The organism is Pedobacter frigoris (assembly GCF_032678645.1).
GTDB lineage: Bacteria > Bacteroidota > Bacteroidia > Sphingobacteriales > Sphingobacteriaceae > Pedobacter > Pedobacter frigoris_A.
The window spans coordinates 190,018-216,104 of the sequence record NZ_JAVTSP010000007.1 but is presented as its reverse complement, the minus strand read 5'-3'; the positions used below and the strand labels follow the sequence as shown (position 1 = coordinate 216,104).

The 26,087-nt window shown below is 41.8% G+C and carries 27 protein-coding genes; 9 read left to right on the top strand and 18 right to left on the bottom strand.

Going from position 1 to position 26,087, the window contains the following annotated elements:
• The first annotated feature begins 139 nt into the window (after window positions 1–139).
• The 3 genes from R2Q78_RS19655 (at window position 140) to R2Q78_RS19645 (ending at window position 1,622) form a co-directional block, all read left to right on the top strand.
• Window positions 140–802, top strand: a complete 663-nt coding sequence (locus R2Q78_RS19655) for an NAD-dependent epimerase/dehydratase family protein (RefSeq protein ID WP_316794261.1) — start codon at window positions 140–142, stop codon at window positions 800–802.
• Between the two features lie 96 nt (window positions 803–898).
• Window positions 899–1,282, top strand: coding sequence for a hypothetical protein (locus tag R2Q78_RS19650; RefSeq protein WP_316794260.1), 384 nt, complete (start codon window positions 899–901; stop codon window positions 1,280–1,282).
• Between the two features lie 76 nt (window positions 1,283–1,358).
• The gene (locus tag R2Q78_RS19645) at window positions 1,359–1,622 is read left to right on the top strand and encodes a 4a-hydroxytetrahydrobiopterin dehydratase (RefSeq protein WP_316794259.1); all 264 of its coding nucleotides are present in this window, start codon (window positions 1,359–1,361) and stop codon (window positions 1,620–1,622) included.
• Window positions 1,623–1,637: 15 nt separating this feature from the next.
• Here the strand turns inward: R2Q78_RS19645 and R2Q78_RS19640 are convergent, their stop codons facing one another.
• Window positions 1,638–2,345 (bottom strand): carboxypeptidase-like regulatory domain-containing protein, encoded by a 708-nt coding sequence (locus R2Q78_RS19640; protein ID WP_316794258.1) that lies wholly within the window; start codon window positions 2,343–2,345, stop codon window positions 1,638–1,640.
• 235 nt (window positions 2,346–2,580) lie between these two features.
• The gene (locus tag R2Q78_RS19635; protein ID WP_316794257.1) at window positions 2,581–2,949 is read right to left on the bottom strand and encodes a YybH family protein; all 369 of its coding nucleotides are present in this window, start codon (window positions 2,947–2,949) and stop codon (window positions 2,581–2,583) included.
• 74 nt (window positions 2,950–3,023) lie between these two features.
• Here R2Q78_RS19635 and R2Q78_RS19630 point away from each other — a divergent pair, with 74 nt between their 5' ends.
• On the top strand, window positions 3,024–3,164 hold the full coding sequence (locus R2Q78_RS19630; RefSeq protein WP_316794256.1) for a hypothetical protein: 141 nt from the start codon (window positions 3,024–3,026) through the stop codon (window positions 3,162–3,164).
• Window positions 3,165–3,307: 143 nt separating this feature from the next.
• Here the strand turns inward: R2Q78_RS19630 and R2Q78_RS19625 are convergent, their stop codons facing one another.
• From R2Q78_RS19625 to R2Q78_RS19610, 4 genes are all read right to left on the bottom strand, one after another.
• Window positions 3,308–3,490 carry a hypothetical protein gene (locus R2Q78_RS19625; RefSeq protein WP_316794255.1) on the bottom strand — a complete coding sequence of 61 codons (183 nt, stop codon included), beginning with the start codon at window positions 3,488–3,490 and terminating at the stop codon, window positions 3,308–3,310.
• Between the two features lie 28 nt (window positions 3,491–3,518).
• Window positions 3,519–5,051, bottom strand: coding sequence for an arylsulfatase (locus R2Q78_RS19620; RefSeq protein WP_316794254.1), 1,533 nt, complete (start codon window positions 5,049–5,051; stop codon window positions 3,519–3,521).
• 46 nt (window positions 5,052–5,097) lie between these two features.
• Window positions 5,098–5,412: a hypothetical protein gene (locus R2Q78_RS19615; RefSeq protein WP_316794253.1), complete on the bottom strand. Its 315-nt coding sequence runs from the start codon at window positions 5,410–5,412 to the stop codon at window positions 5,098–5,100.
• Window positions 5,413–5,533: 121 nt separating this feature from the next.
• Window positions 5,534–7,807, bottom strand: coding sequence for a glycosyl hydrolase family 95 catalytic domain-containing protein (locus R2Q78_RS19610; RefSeq protein WP_316794252.1), 2,274 nt, complete (start codon window positions 7,805–7,807; stop codon window positions 5,534–5,536).
• 227 nt (window positions 7,808–8,034) lie between these two features.
• On the opposite strand from R2Q78_RS19610, the gene R2Q78_RS19605 reads away from it, so the two are divergent.
• Both R2Q78_RS19605 and R2Q78_RS19600 read left to right on the top strand, forming a co-directional pair.
• Window positions 8,035–8,226, top strand: a complete 192-nt coding sequence (locus tag R2Q78_RS19605) for a cold shock domain-containing protein (protein ID WP_316794251.1) — start codon at window positions 8,035–8,037, stop codon at window positions 8,224–8,226.
• A gap of 173 nt (window positions 8,227–8,399) precedes the next feature.
• Window positions 8,400–9,485, top strand: a complete 1,086-nt coding sequence (locus tag R2Q78_RS19600) for an acyltransferase (RefSeq protein ID WP_316794250.1) — start codon at window positions 8,400–8,402, stop codon at window positions 9,483–9,485.
• Window position 9,486: 1 nt separating this feature from the next.
• On the opposite strand, the gene R2Q78_RS19595 is transcribed toward R2Q78_RS19600, so the two are convergent.
• From R2Q78_RS19595 to R2Q78_RS19565, 7 genes are all read right to left on the bottom strand, one after another.
• Window positions 9,487–11,001 carry an arylsulfatase gene (locus R2Q78_RS19595; protein ID WP_316794249.1) on the bottom strand — a complete coding sequence of 505 codons (1,515 nt, stop codon included), beginning with the start codon at window positions 10,999–11,001 and terminating at the stop codon, window positions 9,487–9,489.
• Window positions 11,002–11,060: 59 nt separating this feature from the next.
• Window positions 11,061–13,157, bottom strand: coding sequence for a prolyl oligopeptidase family serine peptidase (locus tag R2Q78_RS19590; RefSeq protein WP_316794248.1), 2,097 nt, complete (start codon window positions 13,155–13,157; stop codon window positions 11,061–11,063).
• A gap of 22 nt (window positions 13,158–13,179) precedes the next feature.
• Entirely contained in the window at window positions 13,180–14,421 is a 1,242-nt protein-coding gene (locus R2Q78_RS19585; RefSeq protein ID WP_316794247.1) for an NAD(P)/FAD-dependent oxidoreductase, read from the bottom strand.
• Window positions 14,422–14,430: 9 nt separating this feature from the next.
• The gene (locus tag R2Q78_RS19580; RefSeq protein ID WP_316794246.1) at window positions 14,431–15,432 is read right to left on the bottom strand and encodes a 4-hydroxyproline epimerase; all 1,002 of its coding nucleotides are present in this window, start codon (window positions 15,430–15,432) and stop codon (window positions 14,431–14,433) included.
• A 3-nt stretch (window positions 15,433–15,435) separates the two neighbouring features.
• On the bottom strand, window positions 15,436–17,019 hold the full coding sequence (locus R2Q78_RS19575) for an aldehyde dehydrogenase (NADP(+)) (RefSeq protein WP_316794245.1): 1,584 nt from the start codon (window positions 17,017–17,019) through the stop codon (window positions 15,436–15,438).
• Window positions 17,012–17,953 carry a dihydrodipicolinate synthase family protein gene (locus R2Q78_RS19570; RefSeq protein ID WP_316794244.1) on the bottom strand — a complete coding sequence of 314 codons (942 nt, stop codon included), beginning with the start codon at window positions 17,951–17,953 and terminating at the stop codon, window positions 17,012–17,014. Before R2Q78_RS19570 ends, R2Q78_RS19575 begins: the two co-directional genes overlap by 8 nt.
• 122 nt (window positions 17,954–18,075) lie before the next feature.
• Window positions 18,076–18,987, bottom strand: coding sequence for an AraC family transcriptional regulator (locus R2Q78_RS19565; protein WP_316794243.1), 912 nt, complete (start codon window positions 18,985–18,987; stop codon window positions 18,076–18,078).
• A 152-nt stretch (window positions 18,988–19,139) separates the two neighbouring features.
• On the opposite strand from R2Q78_RS19565, the gene R2Q78_RS19560 reads away from it, so the two are divergent.
• A complete protein-coding gene (locus tag R2Q78_RS19560) occupies window positions 19,140–20,270 on the top strand; it encodes a histidine decarboxylase (protein ID WP_316794242.1) in 1,131 nt (376 codons plus the stop codon).
• A 37-nt stretch (window positions 20,271–20,307) separates the two neighbouring features.
• Here the strand turns inward: R2Q78_RS19560 and R2Q78_RS19555 are convergent, their stop codons facing one another.
• Window positions 20,308–21,186 (bottom strand): NAD(P)H-binding protein, encoded by an 879-nt coding sequence (locus tag R2Q78_RS19555; protein ID WP_316794241.1) that lies wholly within the window; start codon window positions 21,184–21,186, stop codon window positions 20,308–20,310.
• An 81-nt stretch (window positions 21,187–21,267) separates the two neighbouring features.
• Here R2Q78_RS19555 and R2Q78_RS19550 point away from each other — a divergent pair, with 81 nt between their 5' ends.
• Together R2Q78_RS19550 and R2Q78_RS19545 are read left to right on the top strand one after the other, a co-directional pair.
• Window positions 21,268–21,627 carry a helix-turn-helix domain-containing protein gene (locus R2Q78_RS19550; RefSeq protein ID WP_316794240.1) on the top strand — a complete coding sequence of 120 codons (360 nt, stop codon included), beginning with the start codon at window positions 21,268–21,270 and terminating at the stop codon, window positions 21,625–21,627.
• Between the two features lie 71 nt (window positions 21,628–21,698).
• On the top strand, window positions 21,699–22,199 hold the full coding sequence (locus tag R2Q78_RS19545) for a DinB family protein (protein ID WP_316794239.1): 501 nt from the start codon (window positions 21,699–21,701) through the stop codon (window positions 22,197–22,199).
• Window positions 22,200–22,220: 21 nt separating this feature from the next.
• On the opposite strand, the gene R2Q78_RS19540 is transcribed toward R2Q78_RS19545, so the two are convergent.
• From R2Q78_RS19540 to R2Q78_RS19525, 4 genes are read right to left on the bottom strand one after another with little or no spacing between them, the layout of a single operon-like run.
• Complete coding sequence (locus tag R2Q78_RS19540; protein WP_316794238.1) at window positions 22,221–23,585, bottom strand: DUF3472 domain-containing protein; 1,365 nt, start codon at window positions 23,583–23,585, stop codon at window positions 22,221–22,223.
• A gap of 47 nt (window positions 23,586–23,632) precedes the next feature.
• Window positions 23,633–24,784 carry a sorbosone dehydrogenase family protein gene (locus R2Q78_RS19535; RefSeq protein ID WP_316794237.1) on the bottom strand — a complete coding sequence of 384 codons (1,152 nt, stop codon included), beginning with the start codon at window positions 24,782–24,784 and terminating at the stop codon, window positions 23,633–23,635.
• 8 nt (window positions 24,785–24,792) lie between these two features.
• On the bottom strand, window positions 24,793–25,599 hold the full coding sequence (locus tag R2Q78_RS19530) for an ATP-binding protein (RefSeq protein WP_316794236.1): 807 nt from the start codon (window positions 25,597–25,599) through the stop codon (window positions 24,793–24,795).
• 1 nt (window position 25,600) lies between these two features.
• A complete protein-coding gene (locus R2Q78_RS19525) occupies window positions 25,601–26,074 on the bottom strand; it encodes a nuclear transport factor 2 family protein (protein WP_316794235.1) in 474 nt (157 codons plus the stop codon).
• Window positions 26,075–26,087 lie beyond the last annotated feature (13 nt).

The following is a 26,087-nucleotide window of genomic DNA, read 5'->3' as shown; positions in this document are numbered from 1 at the left end:
CCGCATGGATGTGCGGTTTTACTATTTCAACAATCATCTTCTTTACCTGCATTTTTCTTTCATCCTGCGCGCTTTTGCACAAAATAAGATACAAAACCCTGATGAATTGATAAATATTATCCCGATTTTGTAGTCAACTATGGAAATTAAATTAATAATTACAGGTGCTACCGGCATGGTTGGTGAAGGTGTATTAATGGAGTGTCTGCAGCACCCGGAAGTAAAACAGGTGTTGTCAGTAAGCAGAAGACCATCAAGAATAAAACACCCTAAATTAAAAGAATGTATTGTTCCCGACTTTTTCAATCTGGACAAGATCGAAGATAAATTAATCGGCTATGATGCCTGTTTCTACTGCGCAGGAATAACTTCCAGAGGATTAAATGAGGAAGAATACAGCCTCATCACTTATAAGACCACCCTGTTTTTTGCGCAAAAGCTGGTAAGACTTAATCCCAGCATGGTTTTCAGCCATATCTCCGGAAGCCATAGTGATAGTTCTGAAAAAGGAAAGATCATGTGGGCACGTGTAAAAGGGAAAACAGAAAATGCACTAATGAAATTACCCTTCAGACAAGTATATAATTTCAGACCAGGATTTATGAAACCCAGCGAAGGCCAAAAAAATATCAAAACATTATATAAGATGATCAGCAGTTTGTACCCTTTACTCCGCACCATTTTCCCCGACAGCGTAAGTACCATGCACCAGGTGGGTCTGGCAATGATCAATAGTGTATTAAAAGGTTATTCAAAACAAATACTGGAAGTAAAAGACATCAATTCTCTTTCAGGAATCTGAAAGGAATATCAGTTGCCCAATACCTTCTTTATTCCACCGGATGTAATATTAAATGAACCTAAAACCTTATATTAGCAAGACCAACCAAACTAATCAATGAAACATCCGTACAAATCCCAGCTTCTGCTAAACCTGAAGTCGCATTATGATGATCCGAGCTGGCGTACAATTACATTTTTTGAGGTTCCGAAAGAGGAAATATTGTTTGTACTTCCTGATGAAGAAAACATAACAGCCGTCTTCAAAAATCTCCTCAGTGTTTTAGAAACACTTCCCGACATTGACCATCCTAGTGAACGTGTAGTCATCAGCTTCTGTTACAAAACTGGTGAAGGATATTGCTCGCAACTGATCAATCCAAATAGTCAGGACGAAATAAACCTGGCTTTGATTGGATACCGGCCGCAAAGAAGAATAAAAGCAGAAGAGTTACAGGAAATAGTATTAAAGCCTGCAACAGCTATATTAGAAAACCATTAGCCACAAATAAAAAAACTGCTAAACTTTATTACAGCTGGTTTGTTGAGCTTATATCGACAGACTAATACAATAGAAGATGGAAAATGTAGTTCAAAAACAGTGGGAAGAGGTAGATAAAAAGTTATATAAAGTATTGCTTTTTAAAGATTTCCAGGAAGCCTTCGCTTTCATGGTAAGAGTAGCATTTGTGGCTGAGAAGAACAACCATCATCCCAAATGGACCAATGAATACAACAAAGTAGAAATCTGGCTGAGCACCCACGATGCTGGTGATATTGTAACTGAAAAAGACAGAAGCCTTGCAAAAGCGATTGATGAGTTATTAAATCTTAAGGCATAAGATTCAAAATAGCATTTATTTTTTCATAAATTCCTCATAGGACGCCTTAATATAACTTACCAACTGATAATCAGACCATTTTCTCAGTTCAGCAAGTTTCGGTGTATATAATATTTTAAACGCCGCCAGCTGTTCTTTGCTAATCGGCACTGAGCCTAATATCTTAAGGTCACTGAAACGTCTTTCTATCTCCTCTGCCAGTTCAGCTTCTTTTGCCAGCTGGTTCAATCGCCTCACCCTCTTTCCATCTTTACCCAAAAGCTCGTGAAAAAAAGTAAGGGGACTTCCTCCAAAAGGTGAAAGTAAGCCAATCGGTGGCTTACCTCCATAAAAAATCCCTTTTTCTTTACTATAAGCCGCACTGATCTCAGCAAAATGCTTAGAAGCTGTCTTACTTATGATTTTCACTTCAGCCAGTTGGTTGTTGGGCCGCAATTGAATCTTAATATTCTCGACCCTGCCAATCCCAATCTGCTGGTCCATATAACCAATAAGGCTCAATTTTAGTGTGTCTCCTACACTACACATCATTTCAAAAATTCCAAGGCCATCGGTTAGTGTACGTTTTCCCGTATTTTGATTAAACACCAAAACGTGCTCAATCCGCGCATTAGTTCCCTGTTGAAAAACAGCTCCCTTTAGGAGTTTAGCACTTTGAGCAAAAACCTGAACATAGCTGGTCAATAGAAAGACAAAAAGAAGTGAGCCGCATTTTAAGTTCATCTCCTGCAAGATAAGAATCAAATTTCCAGGAACATCCCCTTTTAACTTTATTTAACGTACTCTGACGCCCCTAACCTTTACGATCGTCATAAACCAACTTACAACCATCATAAAAGTTAAGTAACATCAAAAAATTCAGGGAAGAATTAAAAGGTAAACGATCATCTCCCGCAAAACAGGAACTTTTACTTTAATTATTTTTCTGCAACCGTAAAAAACAAGAATAAATATTACCTTAGTTCAGCGACACATAAAGCTCGCTTTGTGTAAACCACTTCCCCTTTATTTTGCGCCACATTGCGGCGTAATTCCCATGATACTGATCATTTTGATAACTCCATATACCCTTTTCCCAAGCCAGATCTCCGCCATCGGCAATCACAATTTCATTGGGCAAACGCTCAAATACAGGACTGCTCTTAGAAAACATATATTTCCAGTCTGCCGCAATATTCTTTTTTCCAATACTTTGACTCCCATCTCCTGCAATCTGCACAAAATCCTTCATCCAATGCTTAGCGACCCCATCAACGTCTTTTTTAGCAATACAGGCATTAGAATCTAATCTCGCCTGCCTGATTAAGGAAACATCTGCTGCACTCATAATTATATGCTTTATTTTTAAATCCCAAATATAGAATCTCTTTTCCAAACAAGGGAACATCCCACCTCATTGTGATGAAATATCACCATAACAACTTTACAGCTATATTGCTTCTAAAGGCATTAGAAGCCATTTTTCGCTATGGCAACAGGTTTGCAAATATGATCATGACACTGATTGTAAGTCAGTTCAGAATGCTTTGCAGCTGGTATTAGTTTTAGGGGCCTAAGCAAATTGTTTAGGGATTTGAGGGGGATTTTTTAAGGTTTTATACGCTAATAACTATGTGTGGCGCATAATTATTCGTTGAGCTGGAACGGGCGGATGTTTTTAGGGTTACATCCGCCCACGCTCAATCTTATTTTCTTACCACAATACTTCTTCCGGTAACCAAATGAAAAGTATATACCCTGTAGAGGCCATCATCACTAACTTCAATGCTTTCCACCAGCCCGGTTTTACTGAAAGTATCAGTCACCATATTACCTTCTTTTACATCCTGCAACACATCCGATGGGGTATCGCTATTTAATCTGATCATATTTTTATTTACTTATAAATGTGCTGTCTCACAACTTCTTTTCTCTTATTGAAGTTAGCAATTCTTGCAGTTCCTTTACCTTCGCAGGATTTTTAGAAGCCAGGTTATGTTGTTCACTTATATCTTCTTTCAGATTGAACAACTGTGCTTCCGCCAGATTCCCGGTCTCTATACCAACCAGTTTATCGTAAGCAGCTCCATTGTTTGGACTAATGTATTTCCATCCATCTTTTACAATTGAAAGTGATGATGCATGTTCAATCAAAACCGACCTCCCTTTATCAGATTTACCAAGAAAAGCAGCTAATGTATTTTCACTGTCCGGCCCGTCTCCCGCAGGAATTGGCTGACCTATAAGTTTTGAAAAAGAAGCAAGAAAATCCAGCTGGCTCACCACTGCTGCTGAGACCTTAGGTTTAATGGTACCAGGCCAGCTGATGATAAAAGGCACCCTGGTTCCAGCTTCTAATGAGCTGTATTTTCCTCCCCTTAGCTTACCTGCAGGGGTATGTCCATTCAGTTTGGTTACTGCTTCATCCTGGTAACCATCGTCAAGCACAGGGCCATTATCACTGCTGAATACGATCACCGTATTCTTGTCTATCCCCAGCGCCTTCAGCTGTTTCATGATTTCGCCTACAGTATAATCCAATTGAAGGATCGCATCTCCTCTTAAACCCAGTCCGCTTTTACCCCTGAACATCGTCGCAGGCATTCTTGGCACGTGTGGTTCAGTCAATGCAAAATATAAGAAAAATGGTTGTTTTTGATGTTTCTCAATAAAGCCATGGGCTTTTGCCAAAAAGGTAGAGGACACTTCTTCATCCACCCAGCGGGCCAGTTTTCCTCCGCTCATATATCCGATCCTGCCAATACCGTTAACAATTGTATTGTTGTGTCCCTGTCCGGGCGAAGATTGCAATTTCAGCAATTCGGGGTGTTCTTTCCCTGTCGGATCATCTCCTACTTTATTTTTATAATCTACAGTAATCGGATCTTTAGGGTCCAAAGCAACCACGGTATGGCCATCAAGAAAAACAGTCGGAACCCTGTCCGCAGTAGCGGGAAAAATAAATGAATAGCCGAAACCAACTTCATTAGGCCCTGGTTTCACTTCTCCGTTCCAGTCCTTAGCCACCGCCGTTCCTAATCCAAGATGCCATTTCCCAACTATCCCTGTTTGATATCCCGCTTTCTGAAACAAATTCGGAAGTGTGGTCTTATCTGTAGGAACTATCAATGCAGCATCACCGGGTAAAATGCCGGTTCCTTTTTTTCGCCATGGGTATTCCCCGGTCATTAGCGCATACCTGGATGGTGTGCAGGTTGCAGAGGTACAATGTCCGTCGGTAAACCGGATGCCCGATGCAGCGAGTTGATCAAGATTGGGGGTTTTTATTTTTGTTGCACCATAGCAGCTTAAGTCACCATAGCCCAGGTCATCAGCACAGATGAAGATCACATTTGGTTTTACAGGAGCATTTTTTTTAGAGGCGTTTTGAGCTGAAGCACAAAATGCCATTCCCATAAATCCAAGTGCAATTAGATTTCTAAATTTCATGTGTTATTTTTTTATTTAATGAAAGTAGAAATATTATTGCAGAAACTCAATATACATCATCGTCTTCATCGTTATATAAGTCTATTTCTCTTCCTATCCGGTCAACCGTAAGCTCATTAAGTACGATCTCAAGCCTGTCTCCTTTCAATTCAGGCTCATACAGGGGAAGATCTCCAGCCACAACTTCACTGGCTTCTACCAGGTCCCAGTCGTCTCCATCAAAACAAACTGCGCCTAATATGCCGCCGAAGTATATTACTTTATAATAGCCCTCATTTGTCGGCAATATGGTTAGCGTGACCTCTTTTTCTCCGTAACCAATTCTAATATTAAATGGTTCTGTTTCCTGATTTTTTTCCATGTGATGTACTGTAAACTAAGAGATTAACAGGCATACATGAATAATGTTTTAGTTTAAGCAATTTTAACAATGTTTAAACAGAATCTTTTTCTTTCTATTTCCCCCGCGGCAGCTGTTTATTTTAAATGCCGTTAAAATTGTAGCTTTTCCCCGCCTGGGTCTTAAAACTGTAGGTATACCCGTTTACATTTTTACCTTGTTTAAGCGCAAGGTTGGACTTTAAGGCATTTGACACTGATATAGTACAATCTGAACCTGATAAGGATTTAATGGTCAGTTTCACAATTTTCCCATTCTTCCACTCCATATTGCTGATTTCAAAATTACCCCTCGCACGCAGCCCCTGAACATTCCCGTTCGCCCATTCTTTAGGCAAAGCAGGAAGTAATTCTATGGTTGGGGTCTGACTTTGAAGCAACATCTCCGCCACACCCGCAGTATATCCGAAATTACCATCGATCTGAAACGGTGGATGAGCACAAAACAGATTGGAGTAAATACCACCGCCATTGTTATAATCTACACCAGATCCGCCTACCGGGGTAATGAAATTTTTGATCATGACATAAGCATGGTCTCCATCATGAAAACGCGCCCAGAAATTCATTTTCCAGGCCATGGACCAACCTGTAGAAGCATCTCCCCTTGCCAGCAGACTTACTTTTGCCGCCTTTGCAAGTTCGGGTGTCTCAACTACACTAAATTGTCTGCCCGGATGCAAACCAAATAAATGTGAAACATGTCGGTGGTTATCTTTAGGATCATCACGATCTGTTTCCCATTCCTGTAATTGGCCCCATTTGCCGATCTTTGGTTTCAGCAAATGCTCACGCATATCCATTACCCTATCTCTGTAAGTTTTATCTACACCTAAAGCATCTGCTGCTTCTATGTAATTGGTAAATAGGTCATACACTATTTGCTGATCATGTGAGACACCGTCTTCTCTGGGTCCGTGCTCTGGCGACCAGCCCTTCGGGGCCACAAGTGTGCCATCTTCTCTCCGCTTCAGGTAATCATCCCAAAATTCAGTGATCTCTTTTATGATCGGATAACCAAAGTTCTTTAGATATTCCTTATCCTTTGTAAATGCATAGTGCTCCCATATAGACTGTACATACCAGGCGCTGCCGGGAGTATTCCACAGAAAACTTTCACCTCCAAAAATATTATTCTCTGTTTTTACGGTCCAGCCTCTTACACCCGGATATTCTTTTTTGCTATTCTCCTTCTTCACCGACCTCATGCTATTGATATAATCCAGGTAAGGGATATGGGATTCGGAAAGGTTGGTCGGCTCGGCCAGCCAATAGTTCATCTGAATATTGATATTTGAGTGGTAATCAGATCTCCATGGCGGATTGTTACTGTTATTCCACAAGCCCTGCAAATTGGCTGGCAAACCTCCTTTACGTGATGAACTGATCAGCAGGTACCTGCCATACTGAAAAATCAATGCCTCCAGCTGAGGGTCCGCAGCTTTTTTATAATTCAAAAGTCTCTTATAGGTAGGTAAGGCCAATGTGGATTCATCAGTATTCCCAACATTCAATGACACCCTGCCGAAAAGGCTTCGGTAGTCTTTAACGTGATCGCTTAAAAGTGTTGTATAGCTTTTAGCACCTGCCAAAGCAAGGATGAGATTTACTTTATGATCCGGGGATTCACCTTTCCACTTTTGCTCCCGTTTGTTGCTGTAATCTGTAGCGGCAGCAAGCAATAGGGTAAATGAGTCTGCCTTTTGAAGTGTCAGCTGAAAACCACCTTTTCCATTAGGTTCAGTCGTCGCGGTGCCTCCTTCAGTTTTCAATAACAATGTAGCGTTATAAGCCATTCCGTTTTCCAGCTTACCCTTGATGACCAGGGTCAATCCTTCAGCTGTTTCCTTAACATCATGCGCATCTTTGATTTGAATTGTGGCCGAATAAGCCGATTTTTTATCCGCAGTATAGCGTAATACCATCACCTGGTCCGGAAAACTGCAAAAATATTCACGTTTATAAGCAACCCCTCCATTGGTATAAGATATGGTATGGACAGCCCTGTTAAGGTCTGTTACTCTTTTATAATCAGCAGGAACAGCGGTATTGCCTGTGTCTTTAAAATCAATAAAAATGTTTCCAAAAGCCTGATAAGCTCCTGTATTGACCTCATCTCCGGTCCACAGGCTGATTTCGTTAAATTGTATCTGTTCTTTATCAATACCACCGAATACCATGCCTCCTATCCTGCCATTTCCAATTGGATAGGCTTCGGTCATCCAGTCTTTTGCCGGTTTATTGTCCCAAAGTTTCAAGTCATCCTGTATTTTGGTTGTTTTTACCTGTGCAATGGAACTTACGCGGAAAAGTAATAGGATAAATAGTATTGAAAATTGGCTGCTGAATAATTTCATCTCGAAAAAAGGCTGGTTTAATTAACAAAATTATTCAATGATAGTTAAAGGCATCAAACTAAAGTTCAGTGATTATAGCATATTGATAAACGATTTTAACAATTGCTGACCCCCTCAAATATTTTTTTTAAAATTTGATGACTTTGTATATAAACTTTCTCCCCGAAATTTTGTTTCTTTAAAATATTATACAAGAATTAATCAGTAGTCAATATAATTTAAATGCAATGCCACAAGGAACAGTAAAATTTTTCAATGAATCAAAAGGTTTTGGCTTTATCGTACCGGACAACGGAGATCCGGAAATCTTTGTTCACGTAACCGGTCTTATCGATAAAATCAGAGAAAAAGATCAGGTTACTTACGAAGTAGAAAATGGTAAAAAAGGCCTTAACGCGACACAAGTAAGAGTCGTTTAAGGACATTCTTAAGAAAAGCATCTCAAAAGGATGCTTTTTTTTATTTCCATCCTATTCTGTAACACTATGATGGTAATCTTGATAGAATCACAAATATTTGGTAATCTTGGCGCCGCAGGTAAAATCCTGCGAAACTATTCCTGTTAACTTTTACCGAATAATCAAGACACCAAATGAATGCAACCACTGTAAGCCCCGAAATTTTAAAGACTAAACAACATTTTCAAATTCTTGACGGATTAAGAGGTGTGGCGGCTTTGGCTATTGTAGTTTTCCACTTTATGGAAATGGTGTACTTGCCCGACAAAAACTTTATCGCACATGGCTTCCTTGCCGTTGATTTCTTTTTCTGTCTTTCAGGATTTGTAATTGCTTATGCTTATGACGACCGTATCGGAAAAATGGGCGTCATGGAATTCTTTAAATCCAGATTGATCAGGCTGCATCCCCTGGTGGTCTTTGGTTCTGTAATCGGCTTACTTGCCTTTTTATTTGATCCTTTCGGTGGTGATCCGGGTGCTTACAGTGCCGGAAAAATCGCTCTCATTTTCCTTTGCTCAATCCTGATCATTCCTTTCCCGGTCATCACAGAACGCTCGTTTAACAACTTCGGCTTAAATGCACCGGCCTGGTCATTGTTCTGGGAATACATCGCCAACATTGTGTATGCACTGATACTTTCCAAACTTAACCGAAGGTATCTGGTTGTATTGTGCGCCATTTCTGCCTGCACATTATTTTACGCAAGTCAGCATGCCGGTGGATCTCTCCTGGGCGGATGGGACGGAAAAAGCTTCTGGGATGGCTGCGCAAGAATCTCTTACTCCTTTCTTGCGGGTATGATCATCTACCGCTATAACCTGATCATTAAAAATAAGCTTGGCTTTATAGGACTTGCTGCATTACTGCTACTTGCATTCATCCTCCCTTATGGCAAATGGAACTGGCTTACTGAACCTGCCGTAGTGTTGTTTTACTTCCCGCTGCTGATCTCGTTAGGTGCCGGAACCATGCTTAGTGAAGGCATTAAAAAGCTATGTGTATTTTCAGGTAACATCTCTTACCCGCTATACATGACGCACTATATGGTAATCTGGATGTTCATGAATTACAATATCGCTCACAAACCGGGAACAACAGAATTAGCCCTTGTCATGGGAATAGGCACAATCCTGTTGTTAGGTTTTGCTTACCTGGTTATGGTATTTTATGATATTCCTGTCCGCAAATATTTAACGCGAAAAAGAATTCAGAAGTAACTTAATTTACGTCTGCACCGGCACCTTTTTTCGGCATCTTACTTTCTAAGAACTCCCATTCATTGATGTGTGAGATCTGATGTTCTTTCTTCATGATCGCGTTGAATTTAGTGATCAGTTCTGGATGCTGTGCAGCTAAGTCAGTGGTCTCTCCCATATCTGTCTTTAGGTTAAAGATCATCCAGGGTGCATTAATATCTTTACGTACGTTAATGCGTACCCCTTTCCAGTCACCCATCCGTATCGCTACCTGACCTCCTTTTTCCGGATATTCAAAATACAGGTATTCACGTTGCTGCTGCATTTTTGGCTTACCCAGCAATGTCGGCAATAGTGATATCCCATCTGTATTGTTGGCTTTAGCGCCCGAAATTGCCGCAAAAGTTGCCATCATGTCAAACTGGGCAGAGATCAAATCACTCGTTGTATTCGCAGGAATTTTTCCGGGCCACCTTGCAATAAATGGCTCCCTGATACCTCCCTCAAACAAATCCATCTTCAGCCCTCTCAGCCCCGACACACTATTAAAATATTTAGCCTGCACACCGCCATTGAATGTCGCACCATTATCGCTGCTAAACATGATGATGGTATTGTCATCAAGCCCCAACGCCTTTACTTTTTCCATAACCAGCCCAATCTGCTTATCCAGATAAGTAATCATGGCAGCATAGGTAGAGAGCGGATATTTGGAAGGATTATAACCGTTTTGTCCGTAATATGGTTTTTCACCCGGGAATTTACCGATATATTGTGTCAACTCCTCAGCAGGTACCTGCAGCCCCACGTGTGGTATGGTATAGGGCAAATACAAAAAGAAAGGTTTTTGTTTATTGTATTCAATAAACTTTAATGCTTTCTCGGTCATCTTTGTAGCCGCATAGTCTTTGCCAATAAACGACGCAAAATCTGCATCTGTTGCTTTAGCTGAATCCAGTAGTTTATGGGAATAAAAATATTGATTGGCCAGTGTATCCCATTTACCGTTCTCCCATAAATGTGTCGGGTAAAAATTATGGGCCTGCTTCTGATCTAACAATCCATAAGCATAATCAAATCCCTGTTTATTTGGCGAACCTGTAGAATTATGCATCCCCAAACCCCATTTACCACTCATCCCGGTAGTATACCCCACACTTTTCAGCATGAGTGGTACCGTAAAAGTCCCTTCTGGTAAAGGCATTTGTCCTCCCTCCATCTCATCGCTAAAGCCACCCATTTCGTAATTGCCCCTGATGTAAGAATGTCCTCCGTGTTTGCCCGTCATGAGCATACAGCGCGCTGGTGCGCAAACGGGAGTAGAAGTATAATGCTGGGTAAATTTCATACCCTCTTTCGCCATTTTATCCAGGTTGGGGGTTTTTATGAGCTTTTGTCCATACGGTCCGGTCTCTCCATAGCCCATATCATCTGCATAAATGTAAATGATATTTGGTTTCTTTACAGATCCCTTAGACTGGGCAAATAAATGTCCATTAATAGACAACAGTAGTATCAGCGCAACGATTTTATTCATAGAGCTAAGATACTATTCTATATGTTAATCACTTGGGCAATTTTAAATGCCAAAAAAAATTAAAGGTTATTCCAATCCGGTGGTGATACCTTTAAAAGATGGCTTATAAAAAAATCTCTCGATTTTCGATGCCCGTACACTCCTCCGTCGGTATGTCCGGCTCCTGGTATGGTCAGCAGATCAAATGTCTTTTTTGCTTTGATCAATTGATCAGCTACCCGATAGGTAGATTCCGGCGGCACATTTGAATCCAGTTCTCCTACTACCAGCAGCAACGCCCCTTGTAGTTTATGTGCATTGGTAACGTTGGACTGCTGCTCATAATGCGGCCCTACGGGATACCCCATCCATTGCTCATTCCAGATCTGTTTGTCCACGCGGTTATCATGACAGCCGCAGGCTGATACAGCAGCATTATAAAAGTCTGGATGAAATAACAACGCACCTAGCGCACTTTGTCCGCCGGCTGAAGTGCCAAATATCCCCACCCGGGAAGTATCTGCAAAAGCATACTTTTTCGCCATCGCTTTAATCCACAGGATGCGGTCAGGAAATCCGGAATCAGCAAGGTTTTTCCAGCACACATCATGAAATGCTTTAGACCGGTTGGCCGTGCCCATACCATCCATTTGAACCACCACAAAACCCAGATTGGCCAGACTTTGCATTTCACCATAGGCCACAAAATTTTTGGGAACAAAGGAATCATGCGGCCCTGCATATATATACTCTACTATAGGATAGTTCTTCGTACTGTCCAGATTTGAGGGCAAACATACAATGCCGTAGATGTCCGTTTTTCCATCTCTCCCTTTGGCAACAAAAGGTTCTGCATTCTTTACATTATTTTTAGATAAAAAGCCAACATCTGCCCGCTCCAGATCCGAAATCTTCTTTCCATCTGAAGAGCGGCGAAGTTCATGAACGGGTGGAATATTGACCTGCGAGTAACTGTCAGTGAAATACTTGTAATCCGGGGAATACGTCACCTTATGATTTCCGATTTCAGGCGTCAGCGAAACCAGCTTTTTACCATCAAATCCAATACGGTAATAATGCACATTATAAGGATCCTCACCCGCATTCACACCACAGGCATTAAACCAGATCTCACGTTTAACAATGTCAATACTATCTATCCCCTTTACTACCCAATTGCCTTTAGTAACAGGCTTGATCTGATTGGTTTTGGTATTGATCAGGTAAAGATGACGATAACCACTTCTCTCTGAAGAATAGATCACCTCGTTGCTACCAGGAAGGTAATTGGTAAACACCCTCCATAAGAATATAAACGTATCTGTTTTTTCATCGATCACACTTCTTGAGGTTCCCTTTTCGGCATTGACCTCTATGATCTGATAGCGCTGTACGCCACGGTCCGGCCTGTTGAACAGAAACGTCTGATTATCTTTATTAAAGTGTAATTCAGGAACACCATTGAAATCTATTTTAGGCAAATCTACCTTTACAGCATTTTTAGTCTGAACATAGGGATTACCGATATACATCTCATAACTGCTATTTTCATCTCCTGGTTGTAAATAAGGCAAAGTAGTCAGTTCCCCGCGTGTAGTGTTTGAAACTGAAGAGCTTACTTTATACACACTTTTCGGTACAACTATTTTTGTTTTGTAAAAAACAAAATACTTGCTGTCCGGCGACCAGGTTACTGCTCCATAAGGCAGTCCTTTATCTCCGTCTGTTGTCAGTTGTCTGGATGACTGATTTACATTGTCAATCAAAAACACATTGTTATTTCTTACAGAAATAAACCATTTACTGTCCGGAGATCGATAGGAAACAGAATCTGATCTCCTGGAAAAAGACCTGTTCCTCTGCCGGTTCGCCGCATTCGTCAATGGGGGCCGTTCAGAAATTTTACTTTTCACACCTGTAGCAACATTAACCTCAAAAATCTCTTCCTTTTGATCTGCCGACGATTTTACGTACCAAAAACTTTTGCCGTCAGATTTCCAGTGGGGAGTCAAACTGGTATTGTATATATTTTTCGAAACCGCCGTATCCAGCATCAATGCTCTTTTGTAATTAGCGAGTAACTCCGCTGGTGCGGGGCTATAGGCAACCCTGGAATTTTGTCCGTTTACGCTTAGGATTGAACCTAAACAAAAGATGAATAAAGCTGCGAATTTCATATTTACATTTACCATTTCAATCTTAGTTGTATCTGTCCGGGGAAAATAATTTTAAATCTATTGTGGTTTTTTTATCTGTAGCCAGCTCAGCTACCATCTTCCCTGTTGCAGGGGCCAGGCTCAATCCCATCATGGAATGTCCTCCGGCAACGATTAAATTTTTATACTGATCGGCGCGACCCAGATAAGGTAAACCATCAGGGGAACAAGGCCGGAATCCATACCATACATCTTTCTCAGCAGGCATAGCCAGGTCGATATTTTCAAAATACTTTGGAATAGAATTCACGATCCCCTCTACCCGGTTCATATTCACTTTGGCATTCATTTTTCCAAGCTCCATTGTTCCGCCAAACCTGATTTTCTCACCCATCGGCGTTATTGCCACTCTCGCTTCGCAAAGTATCGCCGGAATTTTCATCTCGGGCTTATTCTCCACATTAAACGTATATCCCTTTCCCGGCATCATTGGAATATTAATGTGCAACAGGTCCGAAACCTCTTTCATCCAGGCCCCCGGCGAAAGGATAAACTGATCGGCTTCAAATACCTCACCATCACAAATCGCTTTGCTGATCACCTCATTTTTATATTCAAAACCATTTATCTTCTTGTTTTTAATGATCTTGACACCCTTCGCAACCAGGTAACTGCGCAATTGCCCGTTTAGTAAATTGGGATTCAAATGCGCATCACACCTGTAATGGGCCGCGCCTAAAACCTTCAGCTTCAAATCGGGCTCCAGCTTCTGAAGTTCCGACGGACTCAATATCCCGACATCCAGTCCCATATCCTGGGCCATTTTCGCCACATGAACTTCTTCCTTTTCTCCCTCTTCGGTATTGTAGTACATCAGAATTCCCTTCTGATGGTAGAAAAAATCAAAATCCGGCTCCTTTGCTAAATCCTGAAACAGCTGCTTGCTGAACAGGTTATAGTCTTTGAGGTATGGAGCGGCCTCATCGCATTTCTTCTGGTTGGCATTCTTTATAAACTTCAATCCCCAGTTCACGAGATCAAGGCTCAGACTCGGCCTGATGTAAAAAGGGCTTCTTGAATTGGTCAGCCATTTTAGTCCTTTGGCCACAATACCCGGCGATGCCAGCGGAATAAAATGACTGGGCACTACCATACCCAGGTTTCCTAATGAACTGTTGGCAGATAAATCGCCTTTATCTATGATCGTCACCTCATAACCTTCTTTATTCAAATAATAAGCTGAAAATAGCCCTATTATCCCACCCCCAATAACTACTGCTTTCATATAATTTCTTTAAATAACCTGAAACCCATGTGCATATGGATCATCATCATCAATAATTATGGTATTGTAACCCGTCACCATCGCCCATCCTTCTATGCCGGGTACTATGGCCGGTATCCCGCCCACTGTCGTTTCTTCTTCTATAGTACCGGTAAACTTCGATCCTATAAAACTCTCATGGATAAACTTGTCGCCTTTTTTTAGCTTGCCTTTTGCATACCATTGTGCCATTCTTGCCGATGTACCGGTACCACAAGGTGAACGGTCTATTGCCTTATCTCCATAAAACACAGCATTCCTGGCTGTTGATGATTCATCCAGCGTCTTTCCCGCCCACAGCAAATGACTGCAGCCCCTGATGTTCTCATCTTCTGGATGAATGAATTCTTCCTGAAGATTAATCAGTTCCCTGATCGTCCTGCTAAATTTAATGAGCTCATCTGCTGTATGATGCTCCACGCCTTTAAAATTTTCCTGCGGATCTACGATTGCATAAAAATTTCCGCCATAGGCAACATCGATAGTAAGTTCTCCCAGATCCGGACTAACCACCTTAATGTTTTCCTTTGCAAGAAAGGACTTTACATTAGTTAGTTTTACAGAGGTTACCTTTTTACCAACTTTAGTATAATCAATTAAAATTAGCCCGGCAGGTGCTTCCAGTCTCAGTCTGCCTTCTGTTTTGGGAATAATAAGTCCTTCTTCTATGGCAATAGTTACTGTCCCGATAGTACCATGGCCGCACATAGGCAGGCAGCCGCTGGTCTCGATATACAACACACCACAGTCATTCTCCGGATTAGCCGGCGGATACAGAATACTTCCGCTCATCATATCATGTCCGCGGGGTTCAAACATAAGCCCCTTTCTAATCCAGTCATATTCGGCTAAAAAATGAAGTCTTTTGTCCATCATGGTATTCCCAACCAACTGAGGGCCGCCGCCGGCTACCACCCTGACCGGGTTACCACAAGTATGCGCATCAATACAAAAAAACTTTTTATGGCTCATAACTTAAATAGGCTTAGTATTATAAATTCCGTCAATTTTTCTCAATATACCCTGCTTATTTTCATTCCTTAATCCCTCTGGTAAGATATCATCCGGAAAATCCTGAAAACATACCGGTCTTAAAAACCTGTTGATCGCCTCTCCGCCAACTGAAGTAGACCTGCCATCACTTGTAGCAGGAAACGGTCCGCCATGCACCATCGCATAAGAAACCTCTACACCTGTCGGAACGTTATTAAATACAATACGGCCGGCCTTTTCTGCCAATACAGCGATCAGGTCGCGGTAGTTCTGCAGTTCACCCGCAGTACCAAAAACAGTAGCTGTCAGTTGTCCTTCCAGGCTTTCCAGACCATCCAGCAATTCAGATTTACTGTTGCAGATCACCAGGATGCTTGTAGGTCCAAAGACCTCATTTTGAAATTGTTTATGGTTTAGAAATTCGGCCAAAGAAACTTTGAAAACAGCCGGGGCTGCTTTAAAAGACGCTTGTTCGTCTTCTGCAAACAAAAGGGTTTCAGAAGATTTGGATTGACGAAGTTTATCTTTAGATTCATAATAATGCTGTGCAATACCTCTGTTTAACATCACCTGCCCGGCGGTATCCGAAAGCTTCTGTTGTAAGGTTTCAGCAAATACATCCAGGTTTTCATCATTCAAGGCAAATAGCAAACCTGGATTTGTACAAAACTGTCCTGCTCCTAAACTGATAGAGGCTGCTAGTTTCCCGGCAGTTTCTTCCGCTTTTTCGGCCAGCAGCTCTGGAAGAATCACCACAGGATTTACACTGCTCATTTCCGCGTAAACAGGAATTGGCACCTCCCTTTCTGATGCGATCTTACACAATGCCAGACCTGCAGTTCTTGAGCCGGTAAAACCTATTGCTTTAATACCCGGATGCGCGGCTAGTTTAGTTCCCAGTTCTGCGCCCTCTCCGTTCAGGCTGGAGAAAATACCATCAGGCATGTTACATTGTTTCGCAGCACGCAGGATACATTCCGAAATCAGTTCATTTGTACCTAAGTGAGACGGATGTGCCTTTACGATAACGGGACATCCCGCCGCAAGTGCCGATGCGGTATCTCCGCCCGCTGTTGAAAACGCAAAAGGAAAATTACTGGCCGCAAATACAACTACGGGCCCCAAAGGGATATTAATAGTCCTCAGGCCAGGCTTTGGCAAAGGCGATCTTTCTGGCTGTGCCAGGTCGATGATGCTGTTTTGGTAGCTTCCTTCCCTCACAATTTTCGCGAAAAACCTCAACTGGCCGGTAGTCCTGCCTGTTTCACCTTCCAGCCTTCCTTTAGGTAAAGCTGTTTCTACCAAAGCTTTACTGATATTCTCCTGGGCATTGGCTTCTATTTCGGTAGCTATAGCTTCCAGAAACACAGCCCTTTGTTCATTGGAGATCTCCTTTAGCGCAACAAAGGCCGACTTGGCTTTTTGAACAGCCAGTTCAATTTCGGCATCAGTAGCAGGATAAAAATCATCCTCCAGGTATCTTTTTTCCAGCGTACTGTAAACCTTTATCCGCTGCTCGCTTTTACCGGATCTATCAAAACCAATAAAATTATGGCCTTTAAGCATCTGCTGTTTCTTTTAGATTTATATTTTTATAATCAGGTAGTTCTGGGCGAACTGCCAATGCATCGTCTATAACTTTAATTACACGCTCACGCTCTTCACCCGACAATTGTAGTCTTGGTTTCCTTACTGTTTCTGTCCCAATTCCCGTAGCCACTGCTGCCAATTTGATGTACTGTACCAGTTTAGGATCTGTATCCAGTTCAAGTAATGGCATAAACCACCTGTAAATAGCTATCGCTTTTGTGATCTCTCCTGCTTTTACCAACTTGTAGATCGCAACAGTTTCTGCCGGGAAGGCATCTACCAGTCCGGCTACCCATCCATGGGCTCCCATCACAAGGCTTTCCAATGCAAGAGGATCTACACCTGTCAGGATTTTAAAACGGTCTCCAAAACGGTTGATCATTCGGGTGATATTCGTAATATCCCTGGTTGATTCTTTAACTGCCTCAATATTTTCAAATGGCAATAGTTCCTCAAACATATCCAGCGTAATCATAATCTTATAATCCACGGGGTTATTGTACAGCATGATCGGTAGCTTCGTAGATTTTGCAACGGCTTTGAAATATTCCAGGGTCTCTTCACTATCCGCATAGTACCTCATTGGAGGCAATAACATGAAACCGTCAGCACCGTAAGCTTCAGCTTCTGTAGCTAGTTTAATTGCGGCTTCAGTAGTTTGCTCGGCGATGTTAATCAAAATTGGAAAATCATTTGGGAGGAATTCTCTCGCAGCAAAGTATAGTTGCTTTTTTTCATCATTGCTAAGGGAACTTGCCTCGCCTAATGATCCACCTAAAATTATTCCGTCAACACCTGCTTCAAGTTGGGCAGTCAGGTTGATTTTAAAAGTTTCGAGATCAATTTTATCTTCAGCCGTAAAAGGCGTCAAAAGTGCTGGGAATACTCCATTCCAATTTATCTTATTCATACGATATGGCTTTTTGTTTAGTCAAAAGTATTTACTAAACGCTACTAAAAATTAACCTCGATTAGTAAATGCTTTACATTTTTTAACCCAAAAATCCTGAAATATGTGATTTCACGATTAGTTTAATGAATATAAGTAGCAGAGAGGTAGTCGTTCAGGTACTCACTCGGTGATTTGCCCAGCATAGCCCTGAAGACCCGGTTAAAGTGGGTCACATTATTAAAGCCACAGTTGTAAGCTATCCGTGATATACTGCTTTCTGATCCTGCTCTGATCAGTTGCTGACAAGCTTCATTAACCCTCACTTCATTCAAAAATGAAATAAAAGTGCGCAGGGTCCGCTTCTTAAAATACCTGCAAAAAGCCGGAGGGGTCATATTGGCCTTCTTCGAGATCTCTTCCAAAGTGATTTCCTTATTGTAGTTGGTCATGATATAGTGGTAGATCTGGCTGATCTTCATCCCCTCATGCTCACTCACAAGTCCCAGATCACCATTACCTGACAGCAGTTTCAGATTTCTGATCTGCGCAATGTGGTTCAGCAGTTCGATAAATCCAATGAGCAATAGCGTACCCTCACTCTTGAAAAGCAGCTTAAACCTCGAAACAACTTCTTTTTTTGCTGATTCTGGAACGCAAAACCCGGTACTGTACTTACTAAAAAGTGTTTGTATAAGCGCCAGTTCAGTTAAGCCAAACAGGTTTTTGAGATCTCCTGATGGATTAAAAAAAATGGTCAATGCCTTGATGTGCTTTTTAAAGGGCTCCACGAAATAATCCGGACTGCTTTTGAAAACATGGGGCTGGTTGGCACCTATGCAAAAAATATCACCGGATGAAAAAGGATACATCTGATTATTGACCACCAGCGTCCCCTCTCCTTTCTCTATCCAGGTCAGCTGCATTTCAGTATGCCTGTGCAAATGCGGATAAAAAAAAGGCTCATTCTCTTCCTTTAGAATAATATTCTTATTTGCGGGAACGGGTATCGTGAACTGGAGGACATTCATAATGGTCAAATTTATAAAATTCATGCAATATAATTTTATAAACCTGGATAAAGAACAGACAAAACAACACTATATTTCAATATTATACCATAATAAAACATTATATTCTAAAATTAGTTAAAATACTTATTTTTTGTTTTGAATTACATAGTTTTGCGGCGACCAGAAAACACTTTATGCAAAAAGATACCTTATCTCTTCAAGACCAGAATACGCTTACTGAATTACTTGAAAAGATCCAGTTGAACACCGATAATTTCATGGGATATCCTGTCTCCAAGGACTTTGATTTCTCCGAACTCATCCCCTTCCTGAATTACCCAATGAATAACCTGGGTGATCCTTTTGTAAACTCTACCTATGGTGTAGATTCCAGGGAGATGGAAAAAGAAGTGATCCAGTTTTTCGCAACTTTATTCAGGGCAGAGAAAGACAATTGGTGGGGTTATGTAACCAATGGCGGTTCTGAGGGAAACCTATATGGCCTATATCTTGCTCGCGAACTCCATCCTAAAGGGATGGTCTATTGTTCTGAGTCGACCCATTACAGTGTACAAAAGAACATCCATCTGTTAAACATGACAAATATTGTAATCAGTGCGCAGGAAAATGGCGAAATCAATTATGAAGATCTGGAAGATACCATCAGGATGAACCGGCATATGCCTGTGATCATCATGGCCAATATCGGGACAACCATGACTGAAGCACGTGACGACATCAGCAAAATCAAACTGATCCTGAAAAAGATGGCCATCAAAAATTATTACATTCATGCAGATGGCGCCCTTTCAGGTAGTTATAGCGCATTCATCGAACCCAGACCAGCTTTTGACTTTGCCGATGGTGCCGACAGTATTGCGATTAGCGGCCATAAATTTTTCGGCTCTCCGATGCCTTGTGGGGTTGTGGTTGTCAAAAAATCAAACCGCGACCGCATCGCCAGGTCGGTAGCTTATATTGGCAGTGTAGATACAACCATTACAGGATCAAGAAATGGACACAGTCCCCTGTTTTTATGGTACACCCTGAAAAAATATGGCATAGAAGGCTTAAAGAAACGTGCACAACATAGTCTTTCTATTGCACAATATGCTGAAGATAAATTGAAAGAGATTGGCATAGCAGCCTGGAGAAATCCAAATACGATAACGGTCAACTTCCCCGCTCCGGGTTTAGCCATCAGACAAAAATGGCAGCTTGCTTCAGAAAATGCCACATCGCACATCATCTGTATGCCCAATATCCAAAGAGAACAGATTGACCAGCTGGTATTAGAAATGAAAGCCGATCTAGTCGAAGTTTAAAGGATTGCTCTTTATGAGCAATCCCTTTTGATTAAGTTTAAAACGCCTTTGCAAACTCCGCTGCAAAATCTTCCAGCTTTACTTTCCCAAACGATGAAGGCTTGTTGGCAAAATAATGCGCATACAATTTGCCGCTCCTGGTCGCATCACCCATCTCTACATAACTTTTAGCCATTACCTCAGGCAATCCCGCCTGCAGCATACCACCTAAAGCATCTTCATCATTAAACTCTACCCATGGCAGTTCTGGTTTTCCTATAGCAGCACCAAGAGCACTGGCTACTCCCGCAGCGGTACTTTCATCACTGGCAACATACCTTACCTCTTTTCCTGTAAAATCCTGTTGCAGTTCTTCCGCAGCTGCAGCTGCGATATCATTAGGGTGCACCAGCACAAGTGGTGTTTCCGCACCATAATTTGAACCCAGAATACCGGCGTGTTTGATCATGTCCGCATTTCCGTAGAAATTGGTGTAGAAAAATGCAGGACGCAAGTGCTTAACAGCCACACCATCCAGTTTGCTATACGTTTGCTCCACATCATGCAGACCTGAAATCGGCCCTGTACCTCCGTCCAGGTGCGCACCAATACTGCTCAGGTTTACTACCCTTTTTACACCTGAAGCCTCAATAGCGGCCGCATATTTTTCACCTACGGAAGAAATAAACTCCCTGATATTTGAGGCTCCGAAATTCGGCGGCACCATCGTATAGATCGCATCTTTGCCTGAAAAAGCGCTGGTTAAAAATGCGACATCTTCCACTGAACCAATCGCTGCCGTAGCACCAAGTGCTTCAATTTCCTGGGCTTTAGCTGCATTGCTGCTGATGATGGTAACCTGATGTCCGGCAGCGATTAAAGTTTCTGCCAATGGTTTACTGATATTTCCGAGTGATCCTGTGATTGTAATATTCATAATAATATATTTTAAAATGTTGATTACAAAGGTATATTTGTACTTACTTTTATACAAGTACTTACCCCAAAGTATGTAACTATGACTGCCATTAAAGAAAACTCAACCCGCAATTTCAACAAACAGCTTTCTGCCGTTTCTTGTCCCGTTACCTATGTAATGAACAAGATCGGAGGCCATTGGAAACCGATTATCCTGTATCACCTTTCCAACAGTCCAAAACGCTACAGCGAATTAAAGCGTGCAATACCTGAAATTACGGAAAAAATGTTGATTCAGCACTTAAAACAATTGCAGGAAGATGACCTGGTTCTCAGAACTGCCGAGCCTGTTGTACCTCCATTTGTGACTTATTCCTTAACACCTGCAGGAGCTAAATTGCAGCCTGTCCTGAATGCTATGGCCATCTGGGGATTGGATGACATGAGACAACGGGGATAAACTTCTGCAAAAACCAAAATAAATATCCATTGTTATATCATTATATGTAACCGACTATAAACCTTCAGCATATGATACTGCAACAACTTAAAGGAGAATTCGAACACGAAGTAACGAGCACCCGCAAATTACTGAATGCAGTTCCGGAAAAAGACATTGATTATAAGCCATCCGAAATATCCTGGACCATGGGGGAACTCGCCCAGCACATTGCTACCATTTACTACTGGTATGTTGGCACGCTCACACAGGATGTATACGATATGACGGCCGACCAACTGGAAAGAGGTAAACCAAATGACATCAAAGCTACTCTAGCCCTCTTTGAAAGTAATGTCGAAAAAGCACGGGCTGCCTTAGACTCGCTTACTGAACAAAAATTGCTGGATGACTGGACAATGAAAGTAGGCGATCAGGTCGTTCTGGGACCAATGCCAAGAGGTACCGTGTCGCGCGGATTTCTTTTTAACCACATTTACCACCATCGCGGTGAGATGATCGTATACCTGCGCGCAACAGGAAATAAAGTACCTGGCATGTACGGACCTACCTACGAACAGAGTCAGCAATAAAAAATAAAGTCGTTACTGACTTTATTTTTTATTCGCGCTGTTTTTCAATTCATTTTTCAAAGCCAGTTCTACGCGTTGTTCAAAGGGCTTTAAATCAAACACAAATGGCTTTGTAGCCAAGGGCATTTCATTTGCTGTTTTAAGTGTAGGTGTATAACCGCCCGCAGACATATAAAAACGATCAGGATATTTTGGGGAAACACCCTGTTCAAAATCATCCCGCTGCCCTACACGTCCATCGGTATTGGAAAACCTGACTTTGTTGAAGTTAATCCATTGTCCGGTTTTAGCATCTTTACCGTAGGCATTATAATAATAAGCTTCCCTGCGCAACTGTCCGTTGGTATAGCCAAAATTCTCTAAGAAAGAGTAAAACCCATCAAACAGGCGCTGCTCCTTAGGTGCCCGCCAGCTGGCTACGTAAGTCCAGTCCTGACCTTCTACTTTGTACCAGGCCGAAAGTACCACCGAATTGTTATCGGATTTAACAATATTCATCAAAAACTTGACAGGTTCGCCGGTTTTCCAGTTGGCAGTTTTTACGTAAGACTGACCACCGGTGCCTTCTCCGCCAAAATTATTAACAGTGGTTAATTCACCTTTGTCTACCAAAGAAACATAATCATGTTTGGTAATCGTAGTATCATGCTCAGCATCTTTACTATCCCACACAGAGAACAATACCCTGCGCTCAGTTGCTGAGTTGGTTTGTATCCCCATATACCCACGAAAGAAGCCCAGACTCATATAATAAGTAGCCAATGCATCGCCTCCTTTTGGCACCACAATTTCCTGGTACATCCAATTGTAGGTTTTGCTGTTTGGCGCTGTAGAACTAAAAGCCAAATGCACTGATGGTGTAGATTGATAATCGATATGGTTCACATGAGCTCCCGCAGTTGATGAACGGAAGATCAGAGATTTAATGGTAATAGCAGATTGGGGATCAGAAATTGGTTTAAGCTCATACCTGAAATAGCCGGTTTTCGGCACATGTACTTTTGTTGCGAACAAAGAATCAGCCTTACCGTCACCTTTAAATGTTATTTTTTTGCTAAACGGCTTAAAACCAGAATCCTGATAAGTAGCGCTAACCTTCAGTTCAAATTCAAGGTTTTTATCCGCAGTAACTGTATTATCGAACAACAAATCGTAATCACCTGGTTTCTGATAAACTATCCATACCACACTTTTGGTTTGGTCTCTCCAGCCGGATACTACATCCCTTGTTTCCACCCAGCCCACTGGCACCCTTACCCCTGGCCGCTGTGCAGTGAAAGGTTCTACATAGGCTTTGTTTGCAGGCACCACAAAGTCCTGGCTATTTTGCGCAAACGATACTTGTCCTAAAAAGGCAAATACGATTAAAATAAAGTTGATTTTCATTTGTGTTGAATGATATCAGCAAATAAACCATTTAAATCCCAAATAAACTACTTCTTATAGGAAATCCGGTAAATAACTCCCGCAAAATCATCTGAAACCAGCATTGATCCGTCATCCATTACAAGTACATCTACAGGGCGTCCCCAGAATTCCTGACTGGTTTCGTCCAGCCATCCGGTTGCAAATGTTTTATATCCGGTAGCTTTTCCTTTTTCAGTATTCACAAGACTTATTCTGTAACCGCTTTTCTTGCTACGGTTCCAGGAGCCATGCTCTGCAATGAAAATCTGATCCTTGAATTCAGCCGGAAACATTTTTCCGGTGTAAAACTTAAGACCAAGCGGCGCAACGTGAGCTCCCAGGTTCTGTGCCGGCGCTGTAAACTCTGAAGGCTGGTGACCCTCACCAAACTTTGGATCTTTAACCGTCCCGTTATGAAAATACGGATAGCCAAAATGCATACCCTGCTTAGGCGCATTGTTCAACTCGCAAAAAGGCACATCATCTCCCATTCCATCCCTGCCATTGTCGGTAAACCACAATTCCTTAGTAGTTGGATGCCATGTAAAACCTACGGTATTACGCACACCACTTGCAAACGTTTCATAACCCGTACCATCATCATTGATTCTAAATATCGCTGCGTGACGGTCATCCGGCATACCTATATTAAAAGGGGCACCCACAGGTACATACAATTTGCCATCAGGCCCGAAAGCGATGTATTTCCAGCCATGTGGCCATTCCGTAGGAAACTTATCAAAGATCACCTCGCCTTTGCCCGGACTTTCCAGCTTATTTTCAATATCAGAGAACCTGGTTACTTTGCTGATCTCCGCAACATACAGACTTCCATTTTTAACGGCTACACCATTCGGATTGTTCATCCCCGATGCTACAACCCATTTCTTATCCGCTTTATGATCACCGTCTGTATCTTTTACAGCATAAACAAAACCTGCCTTTTGTGTGCCTACAAACAATGTTCCCGATGGCGACATAGCCATCGAACGGGCCCCTTCTACCTCAGCATATACGCTAATGGAAAAACCGGCCGGCATTTTGATTTTGTCTAGCGGCAGTGAGTCACTGGCACCGGTAATCGCAGGCGATGAAGTTGATTTTATAGGATTACTGTTTCCCAGCGTGATCAAACCAATTAAGGCTGCTGCTATCGGAGTAAATTTTAAGATATTCATCTGATTGATTATTTTAATTGATATGCGATAATACGATTTGTCCCAAATGAAGGAACATAGACCGTTTTTGTTTTAGAGTTATAACTGATGTCGTTAGCCATGATCCGCCTGGAACGGCTATCCAATAATAATTGTTTTGTTCCGTCTGCATTAAGGTAATAAAGCAGCCCCCGATAATTACTGATCACAAATTCATTCGGCGCAACCATTACAATTCCGTCTAGTCCGTTCTCAAAGCCTTCTGCAATTTTTGTGACCTCTTTATTAGCGTTAACTTTTTGTACCGCTGATGAGGTTACTACGTAAAGATCTGTCCCCACGGTTAGCAATCCATTTGCACCCGGCATATTTTCCAAATATAGGGATGATTTATCACCATCGATCCTGTATACTTTACCCGCACGAGTATCACTTACATAAATAATCCCTTTTGAATCTACAGCCAAGTCGTTCAGCATACCAGCTCCTTCTACAGGAATCCGCTTGATGACAGTTGCTTTAGTGACATCAATAACGGCTACTCCTGACCCTTCTGAGGTATAAAACATGTCGTTGAACAAACCTGACCCCATATTGGATTTAAGGCCGGTTACCCAGTCGCTTTTTAGCACCTTCCCTTCCAAATCCAAACGGACTACGGTTCCTGAACCCATACTGGATACATATAGTGAATTCGACTTGCTATCATAGAGCACCGATTCGGGTGATTTAATAGTAACGGAATCCGATTCCCAGATTTTCTCCAGGCTGTGTTGGGCAAATAAGGCTGAACCTGCGAACATCAGGACACCTGATAGTAATAATTTTTTCATCATATTATTTCAGTTTAACTGGTCTTGAAAGTTTGGAGAAAGTGAGTGAGCCCATTTTCCATTTCCCATCTTGTTTCACGTAAACCTCAGTCACCATAAATGGATTCGCGACTTCATTGCCACCGACTACGGCTACTAAATCAATATCATTTAACAGGATGGCCGTATTTCCAAACATCTTAACTGAAGCCGAATAGATCTCGGCTTTCTTGTAATGAATACTTCCGGATTTGATGACATTGATCTCCCTATCTGTACCCCAGCTGCCACCCATGTGGACAAACATTGCTTTCACATCAAATAAATTACTGAGGGAATCTACATTTTTATCAGCCATCCACATCCATTTTTTTCTGGAGAGATCAAGGATTTCCTGTTCTCCCTTTGTCGGGGCAGATGCTGATGAATTTGATGTTTGTGCAAACGAGGTTTGAACACCCGCAAAGAGGATTAATAGGGCAACGATTACTTTTTTCATATTGCTGTTAATT